Raw genomic sequence first — 19,047 nt, 5'->3', positions numbered from 1 at the left:
ATAGTTTCCTCCGTTTTCTATTCATCTAATATATTTTTCACTTTCTCATAATTAGTGCTTTCCTTTTGAAATGTATTCTCTTTCAATCCTTTGTTTATTTGTATCCATTCTGTTGTAATCGAATATTGAATCATACCTTCGTGGAAACTAAGGAATTTTAGCATAATCCCTGTATTTTTCTCTACAACCATTTCAAATTTCCCTCTTAAATCTTCAGATGTACTTACAGGCATTTCTATATTTATTGTCCCTTCTATTTTGTAGCAATCCAGTCCAAGATACTTCGTTTCTTTATAATTCCAATCTTTATATCGAATTAATAAATCAGCAAATTCGGATTGAATACTATACTTCGCGAATCCCACATATTCATCATCATATCTTTTTTTCTCACCTGATTTTCTCAATAACCTTCCCGTAGGATTTAATTTTAATAGTTCATAGTTTCTTTCTTTCGGGCTCCATTTTGTTTCTTTGTACGTATACTTCTCATCATCAAATTCTTTTTTCTTGCCCTCGTTATATATAATGGTTCGTTTTTTCGTTAGCTTGTCTTCTTTTGAAGAGATTCCTCTTTGTTGCTCCGTATCAATCGCATATTTGTATGTTGTAGCAATTCTTGACGAACTAGAATATTCCTCAAATTGTCCTGAAATATTATTAAAATGATCAATGGAATCTAGCATCTTTTCATGAATCTTTTCTTTATCTGGATAATTTGCATTCGCTTTTATTTCCTCTTCATTTTCGTAATCAGAAAATGCCTTTTTCTTTACATATTCAAACACTCCGCCGTTTTGAGCAAAAATTTGATCAGAAAACTCCGACATAGACACAATGGAAAGTGCTAGAACAGCAGCACTTATAACCATCATATAAACTCTGTAACCTTTCTTTTTTACCGGAAGACTATGTAGTGTACGATTAATCTTTTCATTTAACTCTGGTGGTACTATAACATTCTCTTCGTTTATTCTCTTTTTTAATTTCTCATCAAATATTTTTTCATTATCCATCCTTTGCACCTCCTATTCCATCTTTAATCGTTTCTGTAGTTGTTCCCTCGCACGTGCCAATCTCGATTTCACTGTTCCTTTTGGTACTTCTAAAAGCTTCGCTATACTCTCTTGATTCATATCTTCATAATAATAAAGCACCGTAACAGCTCTTAACTCTTCATGTAACGATTGAATCGCATTACACAAATCTATATCTTCATACTGATCGCACGCACTCATATTGTAATCATTCTCTTCTGTCACAATTACCTTTTTATACGTTCTAATAATGTTGTTACATTCATTCATTAAAATTCGAATTAACCAAGTTTGAAAAAACTCTTCCTTCTTTAATTTTTTTATATTTTCATAGGCTTTTAAAATTGTTGTTTGTATCGCATCCTCTATATTTGTCTCATCACGTAACATAGCCTTTGCAATGCGATACATCTTCACTTTTTCTGTATGTATAAGCGTCATAAAAGCTTCATGATCACCTTTTTTCGCTAAGGAAACATCTGTTTCTTCTTTTACCAACATTTTATATAAAGGGATTACTTTCACAATTGCTCCTCCTGTTTCATCCTCGCTTCAAATTTAACTTTACATGTATTAGACGTATGAGCCTAGAAAAAGGTTCATTTTTTTGAATATTTTCATAAAAAAAGGTAAACATTTTTCATGTTTACCTTTTTTATACGTAACTCTGAGGAGATATCCATTTGGATCGACAACTTCAAAGCAATTATTTTCTTATAAAACAATAATGACTTTTCTACATCATTTACATATAGCTGCAACCCATTCGTTTCCTCCTCATCAAAAAAAGTCCACTCATATAGTGGACTTTCTACTCTACAACGGTAAATCCCTCTTCTTAAACAATACAATCGCTACTATAAAAATACAAAGCGCTCCCGCAGCTAAACCTATACTTACCGGCCATATATTATACGTTCCTTCCGCAATTTCTTTTGGACGAAACAGTGTAAATAACGATAGACTTTTCATCCACTCTAACTTATCACTTAATTTACCTACCATATTTAGTACAAAAAATAAAATAGTTAAACTTGCTGAGTAGCTAAGTGCTTTTCTTTCATCATTACATATACAAGAAAAGAAAAATGAATATGCACTAACGACTAAAAATATGAGCCCTCCTACTATATTTATCTTTAGGAATAATTCTTTATTTAAGTTATTATCACTTAAAAACCATTCTGCACCTACTATGCCCGCTACATACGTAACAACTACAATAATTAGTAGTCCTAATATGAGAACAGCGGCTTGTGTGATTGCAATTTTCACTCTAGATACAGGTGTCGCTAATAAATATGCCATCGCCCCTTTATCTACATGCCGGGCAATTAAATGTGTTGCAACTGTAACGCAAAAAATTGTTAATATGATAATAAACAATAGACTATAGTACTCACCAGCTAAAAAATCCATTACGTTTTGAATCGGACTTTCCATGCCAACAATTTTTTTCACACTATCAGGCATAGCGCTTATTAATTCATTTAAACCTTTCGCTGATACCATTGAAGGGAATATCCAAATTAACAACCATAAATATAGGGCTGCACCAGTTGCGTAACTCAAAATACTTTTTTGCGTCTCTTTCAAACTAGCTAAAAACAATTGCTTATTCATGCTTTACCCCTTCTTTCTTATCGTAATAATGCATAAATAAATGTTCTAAATCCATTGCTCTCGTTTGAAGTGCCGTTACATTATAGTTTGAAAGTATTTGTAAAACAGTTTGATAGTTTCCTTGTACGATAATCGATGCCTCTCTACCTTTTACCGCTTCAAATTGCAAATTACATTGCGTAAGAGATTTAATCTCTTCCTCTGATGATACGGTTACATCTATCACTTGTCGTCTCATACTTTGTAAATCATGAATATTTTCAACCGTTACAAGGCACCCATCTTTAATAATCGCTACTCGGTCGCATGTACGCTCAATTTCAGTGAAAATATGTGAAGACATAAGAATCGTTTTTCCCCTTTGCTTTTCCTCTACTATTAAATCTATAAACACTTGCTGCATAAGTGGATCGAGCCCTGAAGTCGGTTCATCTAAAATTAACACTTCTGGATCATGCATAAAAGCAGCAACAATCCCTACTTTTTGTTTCATTCCTTTAGACATTTTTCGAATCGGTGTTTTCACATCGAATTGTAGACGTTCTATTAATTCATCTCGTCTTTTCGTATCCTTTAGCCCACGCATTCCTTGCATTAACTTCAGAAATTCTAATCCGTTCATTCCTTCAATAAAAGAAATTTCACCCGGCAAATAACCAACTTCCCTTTGAATTTTCGCTGCTTCATTCCAACAATCCAATCCAAAAATTGAAGATTTTCCAGATGTCGGTTTTATAAATCCCATTAAATTACGAATCGTCGTTGATTTACCTGCACCATTCGGTCCTAAGTAACCGAACACTTCTCCTTCTTTTACATCAAATGTAATATGAAACAAGCCCTTTCCGTTCGAAAATTGTTTTGTGACATTTTGAACTGAAATCATAAATCCACCTCATTTTTTGAAATATTTAATGTATGATATTTCAAAATTATTGTACTCCTCCTCTTCCATATTCGCAACAACTTTTTGAAATATTTATATGTCCATATTTCAAAATTATTGTTTTCACCTATATTTTCCTGTATATTTTTATTGAGGTGATTGTATTGAATGGCTTTGAAAAAGTGAAAGAGAAGAAAAAACGCGCTATTAAAGAGGCAGCTTTCTTATTATTTTCAGAACGTGGATTTAATGAAGTAAAAATAGAACATATCGCAAAAGAAGCAAACGTTTCTCAAGTTACAATTTATAATCATTTTGGAAGTAAAGATGCGTTATTTAGAGAACTTATACAAGAATTTATCATATGTGAATTTCAATATTATAAAGATCTTGCAGCGGAAAAATTACCTTTTCATGATATGATGCAAAAAATGATTGTAAGAAAAATGAATACTGGTGGGTTATTTCAGCCGGATATGTTACTACAAATGATGCAAAGAGATGAAGAGCTCCGAAAGTTTATTTATAGTTATCAAAACGAAAAAATCTTGCCTTGGTATTTAGAAATATTAGAACAAGCACAGCAAAAAAATGAAATTAATCCCCACCTTACTAAAGAAATGATGTTACTTTACATTCAAATGTTTACTAAATTAGGTGATGATTTCGGGGCACAGCTTCTTGAAGGGGATCGTGAAAAACATATACAAGATATAGTCACTATGTTCTTCTATGGTCTTTCTGTTCCACAAAAATAAAAAGACACGAAATTCGTGTCTTTTTTATTTTATAATGATAACTCTACCCGTTTCACTACTTTCAACCGCTAATTGAATCAACTTAATAACTTCTAAACCTTCTTGTGCTATCACAGGTAATTTCTCACCACTTATAATACTATCTCTTACACCTTTATAGTACATGTCATAACAGCCGACTTCTGTTGGAATACGTACTGACTCTTCTTCTGTTTCTAGAGTAGCAAAATTCTGTTCAATGTCTACCCCATAACCGTTATCGCCTGGCTTCATTCCATTTTTTAATTGTTCTTCCTGTGAATCCATACCGTATTTCACGATAGAACCTTTATCTCCATGCAGTGTAAAGTGTGGACCTGCCTTTTTCACATAACTGCTACTACGTAAAATGACACGTTTAACTCCGTAATGAAGTACTATGTGGAAATAATCATCAATTTCTGCACCTGGTCGTTGTTTGATTACATCTGCACTGATTGCATTTGGTTTCCCAAATAATGATAATGCTTGGTCAATTAAATGCGAGCCTAAGTCATATAATATACCTGATCCTGGTAAGTTTTTTTCTCTCCATCGATCACGTACATGTGGACGGAAGCGATCGAAATGCGCCTCATATGCGTATACATTTCCTATTCTATCCTCTTCTAATAATTTCTTTATCGTTAAGAAATCATTATCAAAACGGCGATTATGATATACACTTAATACCACATTATGTTTCTTTGCTAATGAAATAAGCTCTTCTCCTTCTTCAATTGAAACAACAAATGGTTTCTCTACAACAACATGCTTACCGTTTAATATTGCTTCTTTTACATATGGAAAATGAGTTGTATTTGGTGAAGTAATAACAACTAAATCAATATCAGCTCGCTTCACCAATTCATCAATTGTACTCAAGACGTTAGCATTCGGTAATGTTTCTTTTACTACCTCTTCTTTTGAAGATAATACGGCACGAATATCGTATTCTTCTATCGTTTGTAATAATGGGATGTGAAATGTTGTACTAGAAAATCCAAACCCTACAATCCCTACACCTATTTTTTTCATGTTGCCCCTCCATTTATCCCGCTATTTGTGGGTAGTAAGTCCACTTCATGAGAACGATTTCATTCAGTTATTATAACAAGATTATTATTATTTACATAATAAGTTGCCTAGAAAAAAGCATCTTGCCATTATTCATGGCAAGATGCTTTTTTTATTCCGGTCTTTTTTTCGTCCACGTTTCAATAACTTCACCAGTATCGTTAACATCTAGCACTAAACTACCGTTACTATACCGGTCTTTATTTCGATACGCTTTCGGATCAATTTCTTCTACGATATGTTTCTCTGTCTTCATATAAACTAGTTCATCGTCTCGAACGATTTCAATACCGACAATGCGGTATGGATTACGTTTTAATTCTTTGAAAATAACAAGACCTCGCTTCGCCCTCGTTGATTTCTCAATTTCTGATGCTTTTAGGCGTTTTACAGCACCGCGCTGCGTTACGAGAATAAGTTGATCTTTATCAGCATTTAATGGTTTACCAGAAGCGACATAGTCATCTTCTTTTAAATTAATTGCTTTCACACCAGCGGCTCTTACACCGACTGGACTTACTTCATCTTCATGGAAAATAAGTGCATATGCACCATGTGTAGCAAGAACGATATCACTCGTTCCATCTGTCGCAAATATATCAACAACTTCATCATCTTTTTTCAAGTTTACAGCAACGAATGCTCTAGAGTAACGTTGTACTTTATATTGGTTTAATTCTGTCTTCTTAATCATACCGTTCTTCGTTACAAATACGATAAATCGCTTTTCTTCCTCAAAGTTCGGTACGACAGTTGCCCAAATAATGGTTTCATCCCGGTCGAGTGAAACGATATTAGCAACGTGCTGCCCTAAATCTTTCCAACGAATATCTGGCATTTCGTATACTGGCAGATATATATAGTTTCCTTTATTCGTAAATAAGAGGACTGTCTCTGTCGTATTCGTATCGAATCGTTCAAGTAAGATGTCACCCTCTTTCATACCGAAGTCTTTGCCATTTGAGGCATTATGTGAGCGCCATCCAGTACGTTTCACATATCCTTCTTTCGTTACAGTAACGATGACATCTTCTTGTGGGATCATCACTTCTACATCGATTTTAATTTCCTCGATTTGATCTTCAATAATCGCGCGTCGATCATCACTATATGTTTTCTTAACTCTCTTTAAATCTGTTTTAATAACTTGAAGTAATCTTTTTTCACTTTGTAAAATTGCCTGTAGCTCAATAATTTTCTTATTAAGCTCATCTGCCTCTTGTTGTAGCGCTGTAATATCTGTATTCGTTAAACGATATAATTGCAAGGATACAATTGCTTCCGCTTGCGCTTCTGTAAAACCAAATTTCGCACTTAAATTATCTTTTGCATTACGCTTATCTTTTGAAGCACGAATCGTTTCAATAACTTGGTCTAAAATCGATAATGCTTTCTTTAAACCTTCTACAATATGTTGACGATTTTCTGCCTTTCGTAATTCATATTGTGAACGTCTCGTAACAACTTCTTTTTGATGGCCAATATATGCATCTAAAATTTTCGGTAATGTCATAAGCGTTGGACGACGATTATTAATCGCTACCATATTAAAGTTATATGGAATTTGTAAATCTGTATTTTTATATAAATAATTTAAAATACCTTCAGAATTTGCTTCTTTTTTTAATTCTACGACAATGCGAAGACCTGTACGATCTGTCTCATCACGTACTTCAGCAATGCCATCTAATTTTTTATCTAGGCGTAACTCATCCATTTTCTTAACAAGGTTTGCTTTATTTACTTCGTATGGAATTTCAGTAATTACGATTTGCTGTTTCCCGCCACGAACCGTTTCAACCTCTGCTTTCCCGCGAATAATAATTTTACCTTTACCTGTTTCATACGCCTTTTTAATACCATCAATCCCTTGAATAATACCACCTGTTGGGAAATCTGGTCCTTTCATAACTGTTAATAAATCATCAACAGTACTATTCGGTTTATCAATACGCATCATTGTAGCGTCAATAACTTCTCCAAGATGATGCGGAGGAATTTCTGTTGCATAACCTGCGGAAATTCCTGTAGATCCGTTCACTAATAAGTTCGGGAACGCTGCTGGTAAAACAACCGGTTCTTCACTCGTATCATCAAAGTTTGATACGAATTCTACTGTTTCTTTATCAAGATCACGTAATAACTCCGATGCAATTGGTGATAATCGTGCTTCCGTATAACGCATTGCTGCTGCCGGATCCCCATCAACACTGCCGTTATTACCATGCATTTCAACTAAAACATTACGTACTTTCCAAGTTTGGCTTAAACGTACCATCGCCTCATATACAGAGGAATCACCATGCGGATGATAATTACCAATAACGTTACCGACTGTTTTAGCTGACTTACGGAACGCTTTATCGTGCACGTTTCCTTCTACATACATAGAATATAAAATACGTCTTTGTACTGGTTTTAAGCCGTCACGCGCATCTGGAAGTGCGCGATCTTGAATAATATATTTACTATAACGTGCAAAGCGATCACCTAACACGTCTTCAAGCGGGAGGTCATGAAACTTCTCTGCTTGCATGTTATTCCACCTCCGTCTCCATAATCATTTCATTTTCTAAAATATTTCCTTCTTCTTGCATACCAAACTGTACATTGCGCTCAATCCATTTACGGCGCGGTTCTACTTTATCGCCCATTAATGTTGTTACGCGGCGCTCTGCTCTTGCTGCATCATCAATTTTCACGCGAATTAATGTACGCGTTTCAGGATTCATCGTTGTTTCCCATAATTGATCCGCATTCATTTCGCCAAGTCCTTTATAACGCTGTAACATGTAACCTTTTCCAACTTTTTTCGTTACTTCATCTAATTCATCATCTGACCATGCGTATTCAATTACTTCACTTTTTCCTTTTCCTTTACTTACTTTGTATAAAGGAGGAAGTGCGATAAACACTTTACCAGCTTCGATAAGTGGTTTCATATATCTGTAGAAGAATGTTAATAACAATACTTGAATATGCGCTCCGTCTGTATCGGCATCGGTCATGATTACAACTTTATCGTAGTTAATGTCTTCCACATCGAATTCATTGCCTACACCGCCGCCAATCGCATAAATAATTGTATTAATCTCTTCATTTTTAAAGATATCAGCAAGCTTTGCTTTTTCTGTATTAATTACTTTACCACGCAATGGTAATACCGCTTGGAAGCGTCGATCTCGCCCTTGTTTTGCAGAACCACCGGCAGAGTCACCCTCTACTAGGTATAGTTCATTTTTCTGCGGGTTACGTGATTGTGCAGGTGTTAACTTACCACTTAATGTACCTTCTGATTTCTTTTTCTTTTTACCAGTACGCGCTTCCTCTCTCGCTTTACGAGCAGCTTCACGTGCTTGCGCTGCTTTAATTGCTTTTCTCACAAGAAGTGTGGCTACGTCCGGGTTTTCTTCTAAAAAGTAAGCCAAATGCTCTGATACAATGGCATCAATTGAAGAACGAGCTTCACTTGTACCTAGTTTCCCTTTTGTTTGCCCTTCAAACTGAAGTACTTCTTCTGGTACACGTACAGAAACGATAGCCGCTACACCTTCACGAATATCTGTACCTTCTAAGTTTTTATCTTTTTCTTTTAATAGTGAAACTTTGCGAGCATACTCATTGAACACACGCGTCATTGCTGTCTTAAATCCAGCTTCATGTGTTCCACCATCTTTTGTACGTACATTATTTACAAACGAAAGAATATTTTCTGAGTAGCCATCGTTAAATTGAAATGCTAGTTCTGCTTCAATCCCATTTTGTTCACCAGTGAAGTATACAACTGGGTGAATTGAATCTTTTTCTTCGTTTAAATAGGAAACGAAAGCTTCAATTCCTGTTTCATAATGAAAGACATCTTCTAAATCATTTCTTTCATCTTTTATTGAGATTTTCATCCCTTTTAATAAGAATGCAGATTCGCGTAATCTCTCACATAATGTTTCATAATTGTAATTTGTTGTACTGAAAATCGTTGTATCTGGTTTGAAATGCATTGTTGTACCAGATTCTTTCGTCTTTCCGATTTTCTCAAGCGTCGTTACAGGAACACCGCCATTTTCAAAGCGTTGTTCATAAATATTTCCGTCACGCTTAATCGTTACGACTAACCATTCAGATAAGGCGTTTACAACTGATGCCCCAACACCGTGTAAACCACCACTCGTTTTGTAACCACCTTGACCAAACTTACCACCGGCATGAAGTACAGTTAAAATAACTTCTGGTGTAGGTTTTCCAAGCTTATGCATTCCCGTAGGCATTCCTCGCCCTTTATCTATAACGCTAATACTATTATCTTTATGTATTACGACAGAAATTTCGTCGCCAAATCCCGCTAACGCTTCATCAACGGAGTTATCTACTATTTCGTATACTAAATGATGCAATCCACGGCTGTCCGTGCTCCCGATATACATACCCGGGCGTTTTCGAACGGCTTCAAGTCCTTCTAACACTTGAATCGCATCTTCATTATATTGGAACTGATGCTTCGCCAAACTCCTTGCCCCTTTCCTAATCCAAAATCAGAACATATGTTTCTATTATAGAATAACGCCTCGACTATCGTTTTGGCAAGTTATCTTATCTCTTTTATATACCATTTTCAATAGAAAAATCCTTGTTTTTTCACAAGGATTCCTCTAGGCTACTATTTCAGAAAAATAATCGTTTGTCAACGAGAAATGGATATGTATTCCAAGATTACACATTCCAAACCTTTATTATGATCCAAATGATCAATATCCAAAACGGGATTACAAGTAACAATCCCCAAAAACAGCCTTTAAAAAATCTCATGATGAACACCTCGTTCATCGGCCCTACTTATTATCATGAGGGCTGAAGCAATCTTCCTACCTTTACAATCTATACTATTTTGTCATCGCATGTTCTACTTTTATACAACGATCCATTATTACAGTATAGTCTTTTTCTTTTAAAAGTTTGTATGTATCTTCATCTTGTACTCCTAATTGTGCCCAAAAAACATCTGCATCAATCTCTACAAATTCTTTTGCAACATCCATTAAAAACTCTGAGCGACGAAATACATTTACAATGTCAACGTGTTCCTTAATATCCTTTAGTGAAGCAACTGCCTTTTCTCCAAGCACCTCATCTACTGTTGGGTTAACTGGAATAATGCGGTATCCAGCATCTTGCATTGCTTTTGAAACCATATACGATGTACGTTCTGGCTTATCCGATAAACCAACAACTGCAATCGTTTTGCTTTTCTTTAATACTTCACCAATTTCCGTACGAGTTGGGTTTTCAATTGTCATAAATTATCCCTCCTATTCCTTTAGTATAGCCGATAAAGAAAGTCTCTTTCAATATGAAAGAGACTTTCTTTTATTCCGATTATTGATTCTTTGTAGCTGAGTTATCTGCTAAAGTAGCTGTTTTCGTCATTTTTTGACCGTTACGATAGAATGTAACTTCTACCTTCTCTCCTACTTTTTTCTTTTCATATAAATATTTACGGAATTGAAGTGAATTTTCTACTTTTTGATTATCTAATGCTACTACAATATCATATTGCTCTAAACCTGCTTTTTCAGCCGGTGATATTGGGTAAATTTTACCTAATACAACACCGTTTGTTACTTCTTTCGGTACTTTCAATTGATTGACTGCATAAGCTTGCACATCTTCTAATGAAACAACACCTACTCCAAGCGCTGGACGTTTTACTACTCCATCTTTTTCAAGAGATTCAATAACTGGTTTTGCGATATTAATTGGAATAGCAAATCCAATTCCTTCAACTTCTTGTTGTGCAATTTTACTTGAATTAATCCCAATTATTTCTCCGTTTTGGTTAAATAACGCACCACCACTATTACCAGGGTTAATTGCTGCATCTGTTTGAATAACTTGAGCATTCCAATCTGCACGTTTATCGCCATCAATATCAACCGGAATTTCGCGTTCTTTACTACTGATTATACCTTCCGTTACACTTCCATCAAATCCTAGTGGGTTACCGATTGCAATTGCTTTTTCACCCGCACGGATTTTACTAGAATCACCTAAAGTGGCAACTTTATTTACATTAGCACCATCAATTTCAACAACAGCTAAATCTAACCAAGGGTCTTTCCCTACAAGCTTCGCATCTACCTTCTTGCCATCACTCAGTTTTACAGCAAGTTTATTTGCACCATCTACTACATGATTGTTCGTTACAATATATGCTTTATTTCCTGCCTTTTTATAAATAACACCTGATCCTGAACCAGCTTGTTGTTCTTGACCCGTCGGTTGCATTGCAAATGGATCAATACTTTGTTGCATATTAATAACACCTACAACAACATCTTTCGCGCCTTCAATCATACCAGGTAAGTCCGTTTCATTTTTTGCTTTATTGACAACAGGAACTACAGTACCTTCAACTTTTGAATCTGAACTAAAAGATGATACAGTCGCTCCATTATTTTGAGCCCATGGCATATATGGTGCCGCAAAGCTAATTGAAACAGCCCCAACTACAGCTCCGACTAAACCTGTGAAAAAATAGCCTTTTTTACTGCCCGATTTTCTCACTTCTCTCGTTTCACTATGCTCTTCATTTAAATTTGGTCCGTCGTAATATCCCATGTTTACTTCCCCTCTCTGGTGAATTCGTATTTTTAGTATAGTCACGTTTTGTGTCCTTCTTGTGAACTCATCGTGAAATCCAATTAAAAAAATACACTTATTTAACATTGTAGACAAAAAAAGCATTTTTTGTACATTCCACCTGCAAAAGAGGATATAAAATTGTTATTTTCCTAGACTGAAGCACACAATACGTTCCAAGTTATTCTTCAAATTTATAACCAACACGAATAACAGTACCGATATGCTTCGCTTTATCTCCTAGCTTATTTCGTAGTTTTTTAATATGAGTATCAACAGTTCGGTCATCACCGTAATAGTCATATCCCCATAACTGATCTAATAAATGTTGACGTGACAACACAATTCCTTTGTTCTCCATTAAATAAACGAGAAGTTCAAATTCTTTATGTGTTAATATAATTTCTTCTCCATCTACTAAAACAGTTCTAGATAGACGATTCACTTCTATTCCAGCTAAAGACATAGCATTTTCTTCTGCTACCCCTACCACGCCATCCGCACGTTTCAGTAACGTCTTCGCGCGAGCTACTAACACTTTCGGGCTGAAAGGTTTCGTTACATATTCATCTGCACCTAATTCGAACCCTAGTAATGTATCATCCTCATCCGAACGTGCTGTTAGCATAATAATTGGTACTGCTGATTCTTTTCTAATTCGTCTACAAACAGACCATCCATCTATTTCTGGTAACATAATATCTAACATAATTAAATCAATTTCATGCTCTGCAAATAATTCTAACGCTTTTTTTCCGTCTTCTGCTTCGATTACTTCAAAGCCTTCATTGCGAAAATAATCGCTGACAATTTCACGTAATCTTCTTTCATCTTCAACAAGTAATACTGTTTTATTCATAATAATCTATCCCGCCTTTTTACTCTTTCAATCGAATAATACGTTGATTGGAGCTTCCGCGAAATGGAAGTGTTAAATCTTTTTTCTCGATTTCAAATCTTCCATCGACTAAAACATCCCCATAATGTAACAACTCTATCATATCATTATTTTGAGAACTCTGTATCTCTTCTAACGTATAACCTGTATACATCCATAGATTTTTTTTCAAATCTTTCACAGCTTTTGCTACTTTTTTCACTTCAGCAGCTTGGAAAAATGGGTCTCCACCTGAAAATGTTACATCAGTTAATGGATTACTTGCAATCTCTTTCACAATTTCTTCTACTGTCATTTCAGTTCCATTACAAATATTCCACGATTTCGGATTATGGCAACCGAAACAACGATGCGGACAGCCCGCAAAAAACACGACTGTCCGCAACCCTTCTCCATCTACTACACTATCATGAATGATGTTCATCACTTTCATTTATGTTTCACCCGATCCATCTCTTCACTACGTTTCGCACTATTCCACTTCGACATATCTCCTACAAGATAACCTGTTATACGGCGAATTCTTTCTATGTTAGCCTCATCTTCATTTCCGCAGCTCGGACATTCATTTCCAATAACTCCGTGATAACTACAGCACTTACAACGGTCAACAGGGTGATTAATTGAACCGTATCCAACGCCATTCTCTGCCATCGCTTGTACAATTTGTTTTAATGCCTTTTTGTTATGCATTGCTGCTCCATCTAGTTCAATATACGTAATATGTCCCCCGTTACATAGAGCGTGGAACGGGCCTTCTAAACGAATTTTATTTATCGCTTGAATGTTATAATAAACTGGAATATGGAATGAATTCGTATAGTAATTATGATTTGTTATACCGATAATCACGCCAAATTCTTCTCTATCTTTTTTCACAAACTTCCCTGATAATCCTTCTGCCGGAGTTGCAATTACCGAGAAATTCAGTTCATGTTCTTCTGTCGCTTTATCCATTCTATCCCTCATAAAGGAAATAATTTCATACCCGAGTTTCCATGATTCTTCATCTTCTCCATGATGCTTTCCTGTTAAAGCTACTAAACACTCCGCAAGACCGATAAAACCAAGACTTAACGTCCCTTGCTTTAAAATGGATGCTACAGAATCTTCAGGCTGTAACTTTTCTCCACCGCGCCATACACCTTGTGAGTATAAAAATCGAAAATCTCTTGCTCGTTTCGTACATTGATACTCAAATCGCTCTAATAATTGCTTAATTCCTAAATCTAAATAATAATTTAACGCTTCAAAAAACGCTTCTTTTGAACCACTAATTAATGCTAATTTCACTAAGTTAATAGATGTAAATGATAAATTCCCTCTTCCAATCGCCGTTTCTTCTCCATGTATGTTCGACATAACACGAGTACGACATCCCATGTAACATACTTCACTTTCCGGTCGTCCATCATAATGCACAGCATTAAATGGCGCATCTAAAAATGAAAAGTTAGGGAATAATCGTTCAGCCGTTGTCTCTAACGCTAATTCAAATAAATCATAGTTCGGATCACTTTCTTCAAAGTTCACACCTTTTTTCATTTTAAAAATTTGAATAGGAAAAATTGGTGTTTCTCCTTTACCAAGACCAGCTTGTGTCGCTTTTAAAAGTTGTTTAATTAAAAGTCTTCCTTCTTTTGATGTGTCTGTTCCATAATTAATAGAAATAAACGGTACTTGTCCGCCGCCCCTACTATGCATACTATTTGAATTATGAATGAAAGCCTCACAAGCCTGATACGTATCATTTTCTGTTTCTTTCCACGCAAATTCTTCTATTTGTTCTTTCGTGAGCGGATATGACTGTAATCGTTTCTTATGTCTCTCTACTGTTTTTCTCACATATGGAGCTAAATCAACATCAAAGAGTGCAAACGATTGACCACCGTGCTGCATATTTTGATTCGCTTGAAAAATAATAGATGAAAGAGCTAATGCACTTTTAATGTCTTGCGGTTGTCTCATATGTCCATGTCCGGTATGAAAACCGTTCGCAAGCATTTGCGCTAACGGAATTTGTGAACAAGTCGTCGTTCCTGTCGCATAAAAATCTAAATCATGTGGATATAATATATTTTCATTTATCGCTTTTTTCACTTGATCTGACAATAAATTTTCCACAGCATAATATTTTGCACTCTCAGATGCGAACGTTCCCATTACTCCCATTGGAGAGCGGCCGTCTACATTTGCATTTTCTTGCATTAAATCTTGTTCATTGCCGTGGACAATCGTCTCAAACACTCTCATTAATTCTTCTCCACGTGTATTTTTTTGTAACATTTATAACCCTCCACCAATATGTTGTTGTATTTTGATTAAAATGTTACTACATATAGTCTTATGGTTTCTGTGAGAAATGTAACATTCCTGTGAAATTTTTTGCACGAAATAATGAATTTTTCATTTACAAAAAAGAAATGTGCTCTTTACAAATGTATGGTACAATATACGGGAAAAACTCTTTTTACCCTTTATCAACACATTTGAATAAAGGAGACTGAACTTATGGTTACTACATATCTTTTATTTATCGTTGCCTACTTACTTGGCTCGATTCCATTTGCATTAGTCGTTGGAAAGATTGGTTATGGAATTGACATTCGTGAGCACGGAAGCGGTAATTTAGGCGGAACAAATACATTCCGCACATTAGGGAAAAAAGCAGGTTTTATCGTTACAATTGCTGACATTTTAAAAGGTACATTAGCAACAAGTTTACCAATTATTTTCGCGTTAGATGTTCACCCACTATGGTTCGGACTAGCAGCTGTTCTTGGACATGTGTATCCGATTTTCGCGAAATTCCGTGGTGGTAAAGCTGTTGCAACTTCTGCTGGCGTGCTATTATGCTACTCACCAGTTGTTTTTGCAATTTTAGCTGTTGTCTTTTTCAGCCTTTTATTTACAACAAGATACGTATCACTTTCTTCTATGGTAACAGCTGTCGTTGCCGTTATCGCATCAATTGTTAGCGGGGATAAAATCTTCATTATTGCGATGTGTTTATTAGCAGGTATGGTTATTTATAAACACCGTGCAAATATTGGCCGAATTATAAATAAAACTGAACCGAAAGCAAACTTTTCAAAAAAGCAAAAATAAGATCGTAACCCACATAACGCAAAAAGAAAACGTGAAGCATATTAATAGCGTCTTTTTGCGTTATTTTTTATACTAAAGAAAAAGCAACATAATTTGGAGGAACTATACATGAATCTTTCCGTAACAAAAGAAGCAGCACAATGGTATAAAAACGAATTAAACTTACAATCAGGTGAAACACTACGCTTTTTCGTACAATACGGTGGTTGTAGTACTGTGCAAAAAGGACTTTCTTTAGGTATTCGAAAAGATGACCCTGCACACCCTGCTGTTCAAATTCAAGAAGAAGATATTAACTTCTTTATTGAAAGCGATGATGAGTGGTTCTTCGATGGACATAATTTAGTTGTTACATTTAACGACGGTGATGATTTCCCGCAATTTAATTATGAAAAATAAAAAAACGTGGCTTCCGCCACGCTTTTTTATTTTTTCTTAATTTCCTCATATTTCGCATACCACTCTGGATAGAACTTTTTAAATGATACAGGGCGGAACCCTTCTTTTTTTGCACAAATATTCGTTGTACTTGCAGTAATACAAAGTTCGCCATCACCATTATAAATTTCATATCCATATACAACGCGAAGCGGGCTCACTGTATCAACCCACGTTTTTACAATTGCTTTTTCCCCGTAGCGCATCGCTTTACGATAAGAAATTTGCAAATCTAAAACAGGAGAAATAATTCCTTCCTTCTCCATTTCAACATATGAAAACCCTAAATCTTGTATAAGTTTCGTGCGACCTAGTTCAAGCCACACTAAATAGTTTGAATGGTAAACAACACCCATTTGATCTGTTTCCGCATAACGGATTTCAACTTCATGTTCTGCTACAAACATATGTATTCGCCTTCTTTCACTTCTGCTACCTTGCATACATTTAATCATAATACAGTGACATCAAAAATAAAATAAAAATAGTGAATCTTTTACCGAAAGGAGCAAGCATATGATTCAAATTGTAACGGTTCGTAGCGGTGATAGCGTATATAGCTTGGCATCAAAATATGGATCAACACCTGACGAGATAGTAAAAGACAATGGATTAAATCCAGCTGAAACACTCGTTGTTGGTCAGGCACTAATTGTGAATACGAAAGGAAATAATTATTATGTACAGCCTGGCGATAGCTTATATCGAATCTCTCAAACATATAACGTTCCTCTCGCTAGTTTAGCTAAAGTGAATAATTTATCTTTAAAATCCATTCTCCATGTTGGCCAGCAATTATATATTCCAAAAGGGACGAAACGAGCAGTAGAATCCATCGCTTATTTACAACCTTCAACTATCCCCATTAAAGAAAGTTTAGTTAATTCTACACGTGCTATTAATCCATTTTTAACATATTTAGCCTACTTCAGTTTCGAGGCAAAAAGAGATGGTACGTTAAAAGAACCAACTGAAACAGCTAAAATTGCTAATATTGCAACGCAAGGAAACACCATTCCTATGCTCGTTATTACAAATATTGAAAATGGAAACTTTAGTGCCGATCTAACATCCGTTATTTTACGTGATGCAACGATTCAAAATAAATTTATTACAAACATTTTGCAAACAGCTGAGAAGTACGGTATGCGAGATATTCATTTTGATTTCGAGAGTGTTGCACCTGAAGATCACGAAGCGTATAATCGTTTTTTACGAAATGTGAAAACACGCTTACCTAATGGGTACACACTAAGTACAACACTTGTACCGAAAACAAGTTCAAATCAAAAGGGAAAATTTTTCGAAGCTCATGATTATAAAGCACAAGGTCAAATTGTTGATTTCGTCGTCATTATGACATACGACTGGGGTTGGCAGGGCGGACCACCGATGGCTATTTCTCCTATCGGTCCTGTAAAAGAAGTACTTCAATACGCAAAATCTCAAATGCCTCCGCAAAAAATTATGATGGGACAAAATTTATACGGATTCGATTGGAAACTTCCATTCAAAGAAGGAAATCCGCCTGCAAAAGCAATTAGCTCTGTCGCAGCTGTTGCACTAGCTCGTAAATACAATGTTCCGATCCGCTATGATTTCACAGCACAGGCTCCTCATTTTAATTATTTCGATGAAAATGGTGTACAACACGAAGTTTGGTTTGAAGATTCACGGTCTGTTCAAAGTAAGTTTAATTTAATGAAAGAACAAGGTATAGGTGGTATTAGTTATTGGAAGATTGGTTTACCATTCCCGCAAAATTGGCGTTTACTTGTTGAAAACTTTACGATTACGAAAAAGGGCTGACAAAAGTCAGCCCTTTTTGTACATTCTGTTAAGATTCATCTTTGATTTCACTTTTTAATGAGTCAATACTTTCTAAACGTCTTTGATTTTTTGCTTCAATAGCAGAACGATCTTTTTCATTAGAAAGTTCCGCTGTTTCTTTCGCTTCATTAAAGTTATCAATTGTATTTTGCACCATTTCTTGTAACTTTTCAGCGTTATCACTTCGATTATCTGGATTTGGCATGTACTTTCCTCCTAATATTGTATATACACACCATCTTAAATTACCTATCTTCCCTCAAATTTATACATAAAAAAGGAGAATACAATATTCTCCTTTTCTTTAACCGTTATCAACAATCGGTTGTTTACCCGTTTGGTCTTGCATTTGCTTCCCTTTATTGCCACCAGCTTTTTTTGATTGTGTTCCAATATGATTCGGTGCAAAGTCTTTTGAATTCTTTTTCGGATTACTCATTACTATCGCCTCCTTAACAGTAGTATCGTACTAGCGTTAAGAATTATTCAGCTTGCTTAAAAAGTTTCATTTCATAACGTTTTTCAATACGTTCTTCAATACGATCGATTGCATCGCGATCGCTTAATAATTGTTGTTTATTTTCTTTCACAAGCTCGTCAAATGATTTGCGACGACTTCTTCTCATGCTGTTCACCCTCTCTCCTTCTCATTCTTACTATACATAGTATGAGCAAAGGAAAAACTCTTTAATCAGATTTGCAAGAAAATTTTATGTTTTAATACTCCTAAAAAAACTCCGT

At 35.4% G+C, this 19,047-nt stretch carries 20 protein-coding genes; 4 read left to right on the top strand and 16 right to left on the bottom strand.

The window, feature by feature from the left end; translation table 11 throughout:
• Positions 1-17: 17 nt before the first annotated feature.
• From QCI47_RS09955 to QCI47_RS09940, 4 genes are all read right to left on the bottom strand, one after another.
• Positions 18-1,016 carry an anti-sigma factor gene (locus QCI47_RS09955; RefSeq protein ID WP_071742853.1) on the bottom strand — a complete coding sequence of 333 codons (999 nt, stop codon included), beginning with the start codon at positions 1,014-1,016 and terminating at the stop codon, positions 18-20.
• 12 nt (positions 1,017-1,028) lie between these two features.
• Positions 1,029-1,562 (bottom strand): sigma-70 family RNA polymerase sigma factor, encoded by a 534-nt coding sequence (locus QCI47_RS09950; RefSeq protein WP_000864754.1) that lies wholly within the window; start codon positions 1,560-1,562, stop codon positions 1,029-1,031.
• 291 nt (positions 1,563-1,853) lie between these two features.
• Complete coding sequence (locus QCI47_RS09945; RefSeq protein WP_071742852.1) at positions 1,854-2,660, bottom strand: ABC transporter permease subunit; 807 nt, start codon at positions 2,658-2,660, stop codon at positions 1,854-1,856.
• Positions 2,653-3,546, bottom strand: coding sequence for an ABC transporter ATP-binding protein (locus QCI47_RS09940; RefSeq protein WP_071742851.1), 894 nt, complete (start codon positions 3,544-3,546; stop codon positions 2,653-2,655). The genes QCI47_RS09945 and QCI47_RS09940 overlap by 8 nt, the downstream gene beginning before the upstream one ends.
• 155 nt (positions 3,547-3,701) lie before the next feature.
• Between QCI47_RS09940 and QCI47_RS09935 the strand changes: the two genes are divergently transcribed.
• Positions 3,702-4,304: a TetR/AcrR family transcriptional regulator gene (locus QCI47_RS09935; RefSeq protein WP_235061219.1), complete on the top strand. Its 603-nt coding sequence runs from the start codon at positions 3,702-3,704 to the stop codon at positions 4,302-4,304.
• A gap of 24 nt (positions 4,305-4,328) precedes the next feature.
• Here QCI47_RS09935 and QCI47_RS09930 read toward each other — a convergent pair whose 3' ends face one another.
• The 8 genes from QCI47_RS09930 to QCI47_RS09895 form a co-directional block, all read right to left on the bottom strand.
• Positions 4,329-5,360, bottom strand: coding sequence for an oxidoreductase (locus tag QCI47_RS09930; RefSeq protein WP_309422878.1), 1,032 nt, complete (start codon positions 5,358-5,360; stop codon positions 4,329-4,331).
• A gap of 151 nt (positions 5,361-5,511) precedes the next feature.
• A complete protein-coding gene (gene parC / locus QCI47_RS09925; protein ID WP_001147475.1) occupies positions 5,512-7,935 on the bottom strand; it encodes a DNA topoisomerase IV subunit A in 2,424 nt (807 codons plus the stop codon).
• 1 nt (position 7,936) lies between these two features.
• Positions 7,937-9,901: a DNA topoisomerase IV subunit B gene (gene parE / locus QCI47_RS09920; protein ID WP_001062205.1), complete on the bottom strand. Its 1,965-nt coding sequence runs from the start codon at positions 9,899-9,901 to the stop codon at positions 7,937-7,939.
• Positions 9,902-10,276: 375 nt separating this feature from the next.
• The gene (locus QCI47_RS09915) at positions 10,277-10,690 is read right to left on the bottom strand and encodes a CoA-binding protein (RefSeq protein ID WP_000151382.1); all 414 of its coding nucleotides are present in this window, start codon (positions 10,688-10,690) and stop codon (positions 10,277-10,279) included.
• 79 nt (positions 10,691-10,769) lie between these two features.
• Entirely contained in the window at positions 10,770-12,011 is a 1,242-nt protein-coding gene (locus QCI47_RS09910; RefSeq protein ID WP_000542648.1) for a S1C family serine protease, read from the bottom strand.
• Positions 12,012-12,213: 202 nt separating this feature from the next.
• Positions 12,214-12,891: a response regulator transcription factor gene (locus QCI47_RS09905; RefSeq protein ID WP_001044683.1), complete on the bottom strand. Its 678-nt coding sequence runs from the start codon at positions 12,889-12,891 to the stop codon at positions 12,214-12,216.
• A gap of 19 nt (positions 12,892-12,910) precedes the next feature.
• Positions 12,911-13,363 (bottom strand): anaerobic ribonucleoside-triphosphate reductase activating protein, encoded by a 453-nt coding sequence (gene nrdG / locus QCI47_RS09900; RefSeq protein ID WP_000867061.1) that lies wholly within the window; start codon positions 13,361-13,363, stop codon positions 12,911-12,913.
• Positions 13,360-15,216, bottom strand: a complete 1,857-nt coding sequence (locus QCI47_RS09895; protein WP_309422879.1) for an anaerobic ribonucleoside triphosphate reductase — start codon at positions 15,214-15,216, stop codon at positions 13,360-13,362. Before QCI47_RS09895 ends, nrdG begins: the two co-directional genes overlap by 4 nt.
• Before the next feature lie 225 nt (positions 15,217-15,441).
• Between QCI47_RS09895 and plsY the strand changes: the two genes are divergently transcribed.
• Positions 15,442-16,038: a glycerol-3-phosphate 1-O-acyltransferase PlsY gene (plsY, locus tag QCI47_RS09890; protein WP_000258966.1), complete on the top strand. Its 597-nt coding sequence runs from the start codon at positions 15,442-15,444 to the stop codon at positions 16,036-16,038.
• Positions 16,039-16,146: 108 nt separating this feature from the next.
• Positions 16,147-16,437 carry a HesB/YadR/YfhF family protein gene (locus QCI47_RS09885; protein ID WP_001054442.1) on the top strand — a complete coding sequence of 97 codons (291 nt, stop codon included), beginning with the start codon at positions 16,147-16,149 and terminating at the stop codon, positions 16,435-16,437.
• Between the two features lie 26 nt (positions 16,438-16,463).
• On the opposite strand, the gene QCI47_RS09880 is transcribed toward QCI47_RS09885, so the two are convergent.
• Positions 16,464-16,883 (bottom strand): acyl-CoA thioesterase, encoded by a 420-nt coding sequence (locus tag QCI47_RS09880; protein ID WP_000495810.1) that lies wholly within the window; start codon positions 16,881-16,883, stop codon positions 16,464-16,466.
• Between the two features lie 109 nt (positions 16,884-16,992).
• On the opposite strand from QCI47_RS09880, the gene QCI47_RS09875 reads away from it, so the two are divergent.
• Positions 16,993-18,285: a glycoside hydrolase family 18 protein gene (locus QCI47_RS09875; RefSeq protein ID WP_353811764.1), complete on the top strand. Its 1,293-nt coding sequence runs from the start codon at positions 16,993-16,995 to the stop codon at positions 18,283-18,285.
• A gap of 28 nt (positions 18,286-18,313) precedes the next feature.
• Here the strand turns inward: QCI47_RS09875 and tlp are convergent, their stop codons facing one another.
• From tlp to QCI47_RS09860, 3 genes are all read right to left on the bottom strand, one after another.
• A complete protein-coding gene (tlp, locus tag QCI47_RS09870; protein ID WP_001133509.1) occupies positions 18,314-18,511 on the bottom strand; it encodes a small acid-soluble spore protein Tlp in 198 nt (65 codons plus the stop codon).
• A gap of 99 nt (positions 18,512-18,610) precedes the next feature.
• Complete coding sequence (gene sspN / locus QCI47_RS09865) at positions 18,611-18,745, bottom strand: acid-soluble spore protein SspN (protein WP_000070190.1); 135 nt, start codon at positions 18,743-18,745, stop codon at positions 18,611-18,613.
• 43 nt (positions 18,746-18,788) lie between these two features.
• Positions 18,789-18,932 carry an FbpB family small basic protein gene (locus QCI47_RS09860; protein ID WP_001254697.1) on the bottom strand — a complete coding sequence of 48 codons (144 nt, stop codon included), beginning with the start codon at positions 18,930-18,932 and terminating at the stop codon, positions 18,789-18,791.
• Positions 18,933-19,047 lie beyond the last annotated feature (115 nt).

It is taken from the genome of Bacillus cereus group sp. RP29 (assembly GCF_040459765.1).
In the GTDB taxonomy this organism is placed as follows: Bacteria; Bacillota; Bacilli; order Bacillales; family Bacillaceae_G; genus Bacillus_A; species Bacillus_A paranthracis.
The sequence above is the reverse complement of the archived record's forward strand: the minus strand, read 5'-3'. Positions and strand labels throughout refer to the sequence as shown.